The sequence below is a fragment of the Paenibacillus sepulcri genome (genome assembly GCF_042647105.1).
GTDB classification, from domain to species: Bacteria; Bacillota; Bacilli; order Paenibacillales; family Paenibacillaceae; genus Paenibacillus_Z; species Paenibacillus_Z sepulcri.
Genome location: NZ_JBHRUP010000001.1, coordinates 3207141 through 3219342, shown reverse-complemented (window position 1 = coordinate 3219342; position 12202 = coordinate 3207141). Strand labels below are relative to the sequence as shown.

Sequence of the window (12202 nt, the reverse complement as noted above, 5' to 3'; positions counted from 1 at the left end):
ATTAAATGCTTGATCATTTATTTCAATATAACGGATAGCTTTTAAAAAAAGCAATCTAGTTCACGATGCTCAATGGGAAATTATAAAAAACCTACTTCCACTGGACGAGAAACAAGGGGGAAGACCTCCAAAGGACATTCAAATGATGCTTAATGCTATCCTATGGATCGACCGTACTGGGGCTCCCTGGCGAAATTTACAATGCGGCAGAAGTAGAGCCTGTTGCCGCGGCGATATTAGTGAATCGCATTCGATTCGCAGTCGGCCGCCAGTATGCTGGGAAGCCTTATATATCAAGGGTTTTTGGCTCTAGTACAGGCTGTTATTTCACTATGGTACAGCTTTCAGAAATGTCCGTTGATGTGAATATGATGTGAAAAACCTAATAAATATAAACAGAGATAATTCGACACAATAGATTACAATGATGACGCCGGGAGGAGTATCCTCGAGCGTCTTTATTTTTGTGCTTTTGCTTTAATTGGAAAACAGAGATTCGAACTTATCCGCTGCAGCCTGGTCAGCTGACTGGAGCGCATGACCGTAAATGTTCATCGTGGTCGATATGCTGCCGTGCCCGAGCCGTTCAGAAATGATCTTAGCATGGACGCCCTGGTTAATCAGGAGCGTAGCGGAGGTGTGGCGCAGACCGTGAAATCGGATATACTGAAATCCATTCTTCTTAATTAACTGTCGAAACCACAGGTAAGGGCGCTCACGATGAAATGGGGCGAAGGCAATCGCGTCGCCGACACCGGTACGGGACGCCAGCATACGCCGGTATGGCTGGGGAACAGCGTCAGCGGGTTTCGCTTCGACGATAAAACTTCGCTCCACTAAGCAATCCTGGGAAGTATCAGGATATCGATACCTCTTATAATTCGGTTGATAGAGTCCGAGAAGACCTTACCTCCACGATAAGGTGGAGACTAAGATTTTTTTGGCTGGTCATATAATGATTCGAAGGAATAATGTCGAAATAATCATATAGGACTTATTGCACTCGAGTTTTCCCTGGAATCATGTCATAGATTTGAGCTTCCACTACTAAGGTAACATTTTATCGTTACATCAGCAAAGTCAGAAATCTATGAAAAGCGCCATAAGCGGCTCGGAACTGGGTTTTGGCGGCGCAGAACGCTTGAATAGCCCCAAAAATGAAAATCATGGTTCGTTAGTCCTGCTACTTCTTCATATCCGTTTTTAATACCTGGACATCTGAACCATGGCAGACAAGCACTTAAAATACACCTAATTCGGCAATGAACTCGACTTGATATGCGGCAACTACACAACAAGGGCTCTGCGCGAGCAAAAATGCGGCATCCGGTACATCGTTCGTTGTTCGAATCAGTTTTCGGAAAGGGAGAGGAAGATGAAAGAAGGTTGGCGGCGATCGGCCACGTGGAAACAATGGAACAAGGGGGTGCGCACTGCACTTATCCCAATTTTTATCAGTGGAATAGTGTTTGCGGCCGGGGAACGGCCGGCACAGGCGGCGGGTACGGTCGAGGTTAATGACTGGGCTTCGTTGGCTTCGGCGTTTGCGAACAGTGAAAACGGCTCGATCGTTCACTTGAAGGAGGATATAACCCAAGCGGACGGGACGCTCATTGTCCCTGTCGGGAAGGAACTGACGCTGGACCTTGCGGGAAAAGAGTTATCGATTACGGCTTCTGCTGGTCCTGCCGTCCAGGTGGAAGTAGGAGCGGCCATCATTATCGAGGACACGAGCGAGGCGGAAAGCGGCAGGCTGATTGCAGTATCCACTGGCAGCAGGAATGGCGCCGCAGGAATCGGCGGCCGGATTAGCCAATCCGCAGGTACGGTCACCATCACGGGCGGCACGGTGGAGGCGACAGGCAGCAGTGCCGGCGCAGGAATTGGCGGAGGTTCGAATGCCAACGGCGGCCCTGTCACCATTACGGGCGGCAAGGTAACGGCGAGGGGAGGCGATTATGGAGCGGGAATCGGCGGCGGGTACGGTGGCGGCGGTTCCGGCGGTTCCGCCGGCCCCATCACCATCACAGGCGGAGAAGTAACGGCGACGGGAGGCTTTGAGGCAGCGGGAATTGGCGGCGGTTGGCGAGGTTCAGGCAACGAGATCACGATAGAGGGCGGCACGGTAACGGCATCGGGAGGCGATTATGGAGCAGGAATCGGCGGCGGGAGAGATGCTCCCAATACCAAGGTCACCATTAATGGTGGAAAAGTAACGGCGTGGGGCGGCAATCAGGCGCCGGGAATCGGCGGCGGAGCGAACGGATCCGCCGGCATGATCACCATTACGGACGGAGAAGTGAAGGCGACGGGCGGCTCTAATGGAGCAGGAATCGGCGGCGGTATTGGAAATACCGGCGGCGAGATCACGATAAAAGGTGGAACGGTGGGGGCGACGGGCGGCTTTTTTGGAGCAGGAATCGGCGGCGGTTATCAGGGTGACGGCGGAACGATCTCCATAGAAGGCGGCACAATAACGGCGAGCGGCGGCTATTATGGAGCAGGAATCGGCGGCGGTCAGCAAGGTGACGGCGGCACGATCTCCATCACGGATGGGAATATAACAGCAAATGGTGGCCTTCAGGCGGCGGGAATCGGCGGCGGTTTACAAGGCTCCGGCGGCGATATTACGATAGAAGGCGGAACAGTCATCCCTTCCTCAGGAAGTCCGAATGAGGTTTCGGTCATCGGTGCAGGATCGGGAGCGGCCGACAATTCATTCAGCTTGGATAACGCCGGCACGATTACGATTCCGGGGGGACAGCAGTTAATTATTCCGGAGGGCGTTACAATCACGAATACGGGAACGATCAATGGGAATGGAAAACTGAGCGGCTCGGGCACGATCGATAACACAGGTACGATCGACAGTTCCGTTCTGGGCAGTTCCGCTCCCGTCGTAATCGGAAATGAGTTTGTTCTGAGCTTTGACTTAAACGGCGCAGGGGGAACACCGCCGTCCTCGGTTCGCGTTTTGGCTACGTCAATGGAATCGGCGGGCGTGACCTTGCTGCCTCCTGTTACCCCTGCGGGACTCAGCTTCGTAGGATGGTTTACGGAATCTAACGGCGGCGATCAATGGACAGAGTCGAGCGTCATCGGCGAGGATATAACCCTCTACGCACATTGGATTGACGTGAGTCCGCCGACGTTGACGTTAAGTACAACAGCAGGGAATCCGACAAATGCGGCGTTTACGGTGACGGCGGAGTTCAGCGAGAACGTGACGGGCTTTGCCGCCGGTGATGTAACAGTAGGGAATGGAACGCTAGGCAGCTTCAACGCGGAGAGCGGAACAAAGTATACGTTCGTGGTGACGCCGAGTGCAGACGGTCTGGTTACGGTCGATATGGCCGGCGGTGTCGCAGTCGACGCAGCAGGAAATGGAAATACAGCGGCGGCGCAGCTCAGCCGGAATTACGACAAGACGGCGCCGACGGTGACGTTGTCGACGACGGCGGTGAATCCGACGAATGCGGTGTTTACAGTAACGGCGGACTTTAGCGAGACTGTGACGGGCTTTGCCGCCGGTGATGTAACGGTAGGGAACGGAACGGTAGGCAGCTTCAACGCGTTGAGCGGAACAAAGTATACCTTTGTGGTGACGCCGACGGCAGACGGATTGGTTACGGTCGATGTGGCCGGCGGTGTCGCAGTCGACGCGGCGGGGAACGGGAATACGGCGGCGGTACGGCTCAGCCGGAATTATGACAAGACGGCACCGACAGTGACGCTGTCGACGACGGCAGTGAATCCGACGAATGCGGCGTTTACGGTGACAGCGGAGTTCAGTGAATCCGTGACGGGCTTCGCCGCCGGGGATGTAACGGTAGGGAACGGAACGGTAGGCAGCTTCAACGCGGTAAGCGGAACGAAGTATACATTCGTGGTGACGCCGACGGGAGACGGGCTGGTTAGAGTCGATATGGCCGGCGGTGTCGCAGTCGACGCGGCGGGGAACGGGAATACGGCGGCGACGCAGCTCAGCCGGAATTATGACAAGACGGCACCGACAGTGACGCTGTCGACGACGGCAGTGAATCCGACGAATGCGGCGTTTACGGTGACAGCGGAGTTCAGTGAATCCGTGACGGGCTTCGCCGCCGGTGATGTAACGGTAGGGAACGGAACGGTAGGCAGCTTCAACGCGGTAAGCGGAACGAAGTATACATTCGTGGTGACGCCGACGGGAGACGGGCTGGTTAGAGTCGATATGGCCGGCGGTGTCGCAGTCGACGCGGCGGGGAACGGGAATACGGCGGCGACGCAGCTCAGCCGGAATTATGACAAGACGGCACCGACAGTGACGCTGTCGACGACGGCAGTGAATCCGACGAATGCGGCGTTTACGGTGACAGCGGAGTTCAGTGAATCCGTGACGGGCTTCGCCGCCGGGGATGTAACGGTAGGGAACGGAACGGTAGGCAGCTTCAACGCGGTAAGCGGAACGAAGTATACATTCGTGGTGACGCCGACGGGAGACGGGCTGGTTAGAGTCGATATGGCCGGCGGTGTCGCAGTCGACGCGGCGGGGAACGGGAATACGGCGGCGACGCAGCTCAGCCGGAATTATGACAAGACGGCGCCGACGGTAACGCTCAGCACAACGGCGGTGAATCCGACGAATGCGGCGTTTACAGTAACGGCGGACTTTAGCGAAACTGTGACGGGCTTTGCCGCCAGTGATGTAACAGTAGGGAACGGAACGGCGAGCAGCTTCAACGCGGTGAGCGGAACAAAGTATACGTTCGTGGTGACGCCGGGTGCAGACGGGCCGGTTACGGTCGATATGGCCGGCGGTGTCGCAGTCGACGCGGCGGGGAACGGGAATACAGCGGCGGCGCAGCTCAGCCGGAATTACGACAAGACGGCGCCGACGGTGATGCTCAGCACGACAGCGGTGAATCCGACGAATGCGGCGTTTACCGTAACGGCGGAGTTTAGCGAAACTGTGACGGGCTTTGCCGCCGGTGATGTAACGGTAGGGAACGGAACGGCGAGCAGCTTCAACGCGGTAAGCGGGACGAAGTATACCTTTGTGGTGACGCCGACGGCAGACGGGCCGGTTACGGTCGATATGGCCGGCGGTGTCGCAGTCGACGCGGCGGGGAACGGAAATACAGCGGCGGCGCAGCTCAGCCGGAATTACGACAAGACGGCGCCGACGGTGACGTTGTCGACGACGGCGGTGAATCCGACGAATGCGGTGTTTACAGTAACGGCGGAGTTTAGCGAAACTGTAACGGGCTTCGCCGCCGGTGATGTAACAGTAGGGAACGGAACGGCGAGCAGCTTCAATGCGTTGAGCGGAACGAAGTATACCTTCGTGGTGACGCCGACGGCAGATGGTCTGGTTAGAGTCGATGTGGCCGGCGGTGTTGCAGTCGACGCGGCAGGCAATGGGAATACAGCGGCGGCGCAGCTCAGCCTGAATTACGACGGGACCTCGCCGACAATGACGCTCAGCACAACGGCGGTGAATCCGACGAATGCGGCGTTTACGGTAACGGCGGAGTTCAGCGAGAACGTGACGGGCTTTGCCGCCAGTGATGTAACGGTGGGCAATGGAACGGCAGGTAGCTTTAATGCGTTGAGCGGAACGAAGTATACGTTCGTGGTGACGCCAAGTGCAGACGGGTTGGTTACAGTCGATGTGGCTGGAGGCGTCGCAGTCGACGCGGCAGGCAATGGAAATTTAGTGGCGACGCAGCTCAGCCGGAATTATGACAAGACGGCACCAACGGTAACGCTCAGCACAACGGCGGTGAATCCGACGAATGCGGTGTTTACGGTAACAGCGGAGTTCAGCGAAACTGTAACGGGCTTTGCCGTCGGTGATGTAACGGTAGGGAACGGAACGGTAGGCAGCTTCAACGCGGTAAGCGGAACGAAGTATACTTTCGTGGTGACGCCGACGGGAGACGGGCCGGTTACGGTCGATATGGCCGGCGGTGTCGCAGTCGACGCGGCGGGGAACGGGAATACGGCGGCGACGCAGCTCAGCCGGAATTACGACAAGACGGCACCAACGGTGACGCTGTCGACGACGGCGGTAAATCCGACGAATGCGGCGTTTACCGTAACGGCGGAGTTTAGCGAAACTGTGACGGGCTTCGTCGCCAGTGATGTAACAGTGGGGAACGGAACGGCGAGCAGCTTCAACGCGGTAAGCGGGACGAAGTATACCTTCGTGGTGACGCCGACGGGAGACGGGCTGGTTAGAGTCGATGTGGCCGGCGGTGTCGCAGTCGACGCGGCGGGGAACGGGAATACGGCGGCGACGCAGCTCAGCCGGAATTACGACAAGACGGCACCAACGGTGACGCTGTCGACGACGGCGGTAAATCCGACGAATGCGGCGTTTACCGTAACGGCGGAGTTTAGCGAAACTGTGACGGGCTTCGTCGCCAGTGATGTAACAGTAGGGAACGGAACGGCGAGCAGCTTCAACGCGGTAAGCGGGACGAAGTATACCTTTGTGGTGACGCCGACGGCAGACGGGCCGGTTACGGTCGATATGGCCGGCGGTGTCGCAGTCGACGCGGCGGGGAACGGGAATACGGCGGCGACGCAGCTCAGCCGGAATTATGACAAGACGGCACCAACGGTGACGTTGTCGACGACGGCGGTGAATCCGACGAATGCGGCGTTTACGGTGACGGCGGAGTTCAGCGAAACCGTGACGGGCTTTGCCGCCGGTGATGTAACGGTGGGCAATGGAACGGCAGGTAGCTTTAATGCGTTGAGCGGAACGAAGTATACCTTTGTGGTGACGCCGACGGCAGACGGATCGGTCACGGTCGATGTAGCCGCGGACGTCGCGGTAGACGCCGCAGGGAACGGGAATATGGAGGCGGTGCAGCTCAGTTGGAATTATGACAAGACCGCACCAACGGTGGCGCTCAGCACGACGGCGGTGAATCCAACAAATGCGGCGTTTACGGTAACAGCGGAGTTCGACGAAGCCGTAACGGGATTCACGGTGGTAGACGTTACAGTAGGGAACGGAACGGCGGACAGCTTCAGCGCTGTAAGCGGAACAAAGTATACCTTTGTGGTGACGCCGACGGCAGACGGTCTGGTTACGGTCGATGTGGCTGGAGGCGTCGCAGTCGACGCGGCAGGCAATGGAAATACAGCGGCGGCGCAGCTCAGCCGGAATTACGATAAGACGGCACCAACGGTGACGTTGTCGACGACGGCGGTAAATCCGACGAATGCGGTGTTTACAGTAACGGCGGAGTTTAGCGAAACTGTGACGGGCTTTGCCGCCGGTGATGTAACGGTGGGCAATGGAACGGCAGGTAGCTTTAATGCGTTGAGCGGAACGAAGTATACCTTTGTGGTGACGCCGACGGCAGACGGACCGGTCACGGTCGATGTAGCCGCGGATGTCGCGGTAGACGCCGCAGGGAACGGGAATATGGAGGCGGTGCAGCTCAGTTGGAATTATGACAAGACCGCACCAACGGTGGCGCTCAGCACGACGGCGGTGAATCCAACAAATGCGGCGTTTACGGTAACAGCGGAGTTCGACGAAGCCGTAACGGGATTCACGGTGGAAGACATTACGGTGGGTAACGGAACGGTGGGTAGCTTCGATCCGATAAGCGGAACGAAGTATACCTTTGTGGTAACGCCGATGGGAGACGGGCCGGTCACGGTCGATGTGGCCGACGGCATCGCGATAGACGCGGCGGGGAACGGGAATACGGAGGCGGCGCAGCTCAGCCTGGTGTATGACAAGACGGCGCCGACGGTGACGTTGTCGACGACGGCGTTGAATCCGACGAATGCGGCGTTTACGGTGACAGCGGAGTTCAGCGAGAACGTGACGGGCTTTGCCGTCGGTGATGTAACAGTAGGAAACGGAACGGCAGGCAGCTTCAACGCGGAGAGCGGAACGAAGTATACCTTTGTGGTGACGCCGACGGGAGACGGGCCGGTAACGGTCGATGTGGCTGGCGATGTCGCAGTCGACGCGGCAGGCAATGGAAATACAGCGGCGACGCAGCTTAGCCTGGTGTATGACGAGACGGCGCCGACAGTGACGCTTAGCACGACGGCGTTGAATCCGACGAATGCGGCGTTTACGGTGACGGAGGAGTTCAGCGAGAACGTGACGGGCTTTGCCGCCAACGACGTAACAGTAGGGAACGGAACGGCAGGCAGCTTCAACGCGTTGAGCGGAACGAAGTATACGTTCGTGGTGACGCCGACGGGAGACGGGCCGGTAACGGTCGATGTGGCTGGCGATGTCGCAGTCGACGCGGCAGGCAATGGAAATACAGCGGCGACGCAGCTTAGCCTGGTGTATGACGAGACGGCGCCGACAGTGACGCTCAGCACGACGGCGTTGAATCCGACGAATGCGGCGTTTACGGTGACAGCGGAGTATAGCGAAACCGTGACGGGCTTTGCTGCCAGCGATGTAACGGTAGGGAACGGAACGGTAGGCAGCTTCAACGCGTTGAGCGGAACAAAGTATACCTTTGTGGTGACGCCGACGGCAGAAGGGCCGGTTACGGTTGACGTGGCTGGAGGAGTCGCGGTAGACGCGGCAGGCAATGGAAATTTAGTGGCGGCGCAGCTCAGCCTGAATTATGACAAGACCGCGCCAACGGTGACGCTCAGCACGACGGCGGTGAATCCGACGAATGCGGCGTTTACGGTGACAGCGGAGTTCAGTAAAACCGTGACGGGCTTTGCCACAAGTGACGTAACGGTAGGGAACGGAACGGCGAGCAGCTTCAACGCAGAGAGTGGAACGAAGTATACCTTTGTGGTGACGCCGAGTTCAGACGGACTGGTTACGGTCGATGTGGCCGGCGGTGTCGCAGTCGATGCGGCGGGGAACGGGAATACGGCGGCGACGCAGCTCAGCCGGAATTACGACAAGACGACACCAACGGTGACACTCGGCACAACGGCGGTGAATCCAACGAATGCGGTGTTTACCGTAACAGCGGAGTTCGACGAAGCCGTAACGGGATTCACGGTGGTAGACGTTACGGTAGGGAACGGAACGGCGGACAGCTTCAGCGCTGTAAGCGGAACGAAGTATACCTTTGTAGTGACGCCGATGGGAGACGGGCTGGTCACGGTCGATGTGGCCGACGGCATCGCGATAGACGCGGCGGGGAATGGGAATACGGAAGCGGCGCAGCTCAGCCTGAATTACGACGGGACCTCGCCGGCCGTAATACTCAGCACAACAGCGGCCAGTCCGACGAGTGAGGCGTTTGCCGTAACGGCGGAATTCAGCGAGAACGTAACGGGATTCACGGTGGAAGACATTACGGTGGGTAACGGAACGGTGGGTAGCTTCGATCCGATAAGCGGAACGAAGTATACCTTCGTGGTGACGCCGACGGGGGACGGGTCTGTCACCGTCGATGTGGCCGGTGGTGTCGCAGTCGACGCGGCAGGGAACGGGAATACGGAGGCGGAGCAGCTCAGCCGAGTTTACGACAAGACCTCGCCGTCCGTGACCTTGTCAACGATGGCAGGAAGCCCGACGAATGCGGCGTTTACGGTGACGGTGGAGTTCGACGAGAATGTAACGGGATTTACGGTGGAAGACGTTACGGTAGATAACGGAATGGTGGACAGCTTCGACCCGATAAGTGGAACGAGGTATACATTCATGGTGACGCCGACGGCAGACGGGCAGGTCACGGTCGATGTGGCCGAAGCCGTCGCGCAAGATGCGGCGGGGAACGAAAATACGGCGGCGGCGCCGTTAAGCCTGACGTATGACGCCAGTGCGCCGTCTATCATTTTTAGCCCTGCCGGCAGCGCCGATCCGAAGCAACGGGTGGAAACGACCGTGACGGTGACGGATGCGGTCTATCTGCCCACGCTATCCTATGTATGGACACCAAGCGAGGCTTCCCCTACAGTTGAAGCATTGGAGTGGCAGCCCTTCTCAAACGGCGGCACGCTGATCCAGAGCGGTGGAAACGGAGATTGGTATCTGCATATTCACACCATCGACCAAGCGGGAAATGCAGCCGATGCAACATCCGGTCCGTATTTGCTGGACAATACCGCACCAGTCATTGTTCCGGTCGGTGACAATCCGTTTTACGTGCCGGCGGGAGCGCCATATGCGGAACCGGGTGCGGAGGCGACGGACAACATCGACGGGGCGCTGGATGCAAATGCGATTGCATTTAGCGGGGATGTGGATACAAACCGTCTGGGCCGCTTTGAGGTCCGGTACGAGGCGGGCGACCGGGCGGGAAATGTCGCGACGGTAACTCGAAGCGTTTATGTATACGATGGCGATCAGCCGTTGATACGTCTGAACGGCGACAATCCGATGGTCATCGCGCTGGGCAGTACGTTCACAGATCCGGGAGCAACGGTACATGACGCGCAGGAAGGCAATCTGACGGATGCGATCACGGTTACTGGAGCGGTCTATACGAATACGGTGAATACTTATTACCTGACTTACGATGTGATGGACGGTGCAGGGAACGTGGCGCCGACGGTAACACGCTCGGTGTATGTCATTGCGCCACCGGTCGTTATGCTGCTGGGACTGCCTGCGATTACGATCGAGGCAGGCGAATCGTTTGCCGATCCGGGGGCGACGGCGACGGATGGCTATTACGGAGACCTGACCGGCCATATCACGGTGAGCGGAGCGGTCGATACGGACACGCCCGGCGTGTACACGCTGCATTACGAGGTGCACAATCCAATCGGCCAATCGGCGGAAACGGTTAGAACGGTGACGGTGAATAGTGTCCCACTCCCCCCTTGGGGTGCCGGTGGCGGTGGAGGTAGCGGTGGCGGCGAAGGAGCGGTAATCGTTCCTCCTGCCGTCATTAACCCTGCAAACCGCTTGAGCATTACGATCAACGGAGTCGGCAATTTGGTAGAAGCAATATCGGAAACGGCAAGCGACGGCCGGACCGTGACACGGCTGCGGCTTACGGTTAAGCAGACAGAGGAACTGTTCGCCGCTTCGGATGAGGCGGTCATCGAGGTCGCCGGGCTCGGCGATACGGTAACGGTCGAGTTGCCGGCAAAACCGCTTCTTGACGCGTTGAACTCGTATCCGAACGCGCAACTGCAAGTCATCGTGGACGGCAGCGGCCTGCGCATTCCGCTTACTGCCGTGGAAGCCGTGCAGGCGGATGCGATTGTGGAAGTGTCGATCGGAAAAGCTGCGTCGGCAAGAAGCGAAGCGCTTCGCAGCTCGATTGGCCGATCGGGGGCGGAAGCGCTGCTCGAGCGCCCGATCGAATTTACGCTGCAAGCGGACCATCGGGCCATTGAAGGTTGGGACGATTCTTACCGGGAACGGACAATGGTGCTGACCGTACCGGCCGTTACGAATCACGCAACGGCCGTATGGATTGACGAGAACGATACGCTGCATTTCGTCCCGGCCGTATTCGCCGACGACGGCATGACGGTGACGACTCAATCGACGCAAGACGGCCTGTATACGATTATTGAGTCGGATCGGACATTTGCGGATGTGCAAACGCACTGGGCCGAGAATGATATCGAGCTGATGGCGGACAAGCTGATCGTTAACGGCCTGCCGGACGGAGGATTTGCACCGGACGCTCCCATCACTCGAGCCGAATTCGCAGCGCTGCTCGTGCGTGCGCTCGGCTTGCCCGAGGAGGGCGAAGATGGATTTTTCGCGGATGTGGATGCGGCGGATTGGTATGGCGGGGCGATCGGGACTGCGCAGCAAGCAGGCCTGATCGGAGGGTTCGAGGACGGAACATTCCGGCCGAATGCCACCATCACCCGCGAGCAGATGGTGACGATGATTGAGAGAGCGATGGCATACGCAGGGAAATCACCGAAGGCGGACGCCGGCTCGGTATCGTTCGCCGACACAACGGACATCGCAAGCTGGGCCCGGGATGCCGTTGCGCAACTGACCGGGACGGGAATCGTGCGGGGAATGACCGAGCATACTTTTGCGCCGAAAAAGAATGCCTCCCGCGCAGAAAGTGCAGTCATGCTAAAACGATTGCTGGAGTATATGCAGTTTATCAATTCATAGCCTGTTAAGCTGCTTCAGTTCGTGGCATTGCGTCCTGTCGCAGCTGCGCAAAAATGAACAGCGACAAGCGCCGCGCATCCTGGATAGACGGATGCGCGGCGCTTTGTTTGTCCCGGCCATGCAGCTGATTCGATAAAGTCGTGTGCGGCTCGGAGCGCGAGC

At 58.1% G+C, this 12202-nt stretch carries 2 protein-coding genes and 1 pseudogene; 2 read left to right on the top strand and 1 reads right to left on the bottom strand.

Annotation, left to right across the window (positions count from 1 at the left end; genetic code table 11):
* Positions 1-34 precede the first annotated feature (34 nt).
* Complete coding sequence (locus ACFOLF_RS14285; protein ID WP_210043705.1) at positions 35-313, top strand: transposase; 279 nt, start codon at positions 35-37, stop codon at positions 311-313.
* A 164-nt stretch (positions 314-477) separates the two neighbouring features.
* Here the strand turns inward: ACFOLF_RS14285 and ACFOLF_RS14280 are convergent.
* Positions 478-726, bottom strand: a pseudogene (locus tag ACFOLF_RS14280) (site-specific integrase); the annotation flags it as partial.
* Between the two features lie 649 nt (positions 727-1375).
* Between ACFOLF_RS14280 and ACFOLF_RS14275 the strand changes: the two are divergent.
* On the top strand, positions 1376-12040 hold the full coding sequence (locus ACFOLF_RS14275) for an Ig-like domain-containing protein (protein ID WP_379219468.1): 10665 nt from the start codon (positions 1376-1378) through the stop codon (positions 12038-12040).
* Positions 12041-12202 lie beyond the last annotated feature (162 nt).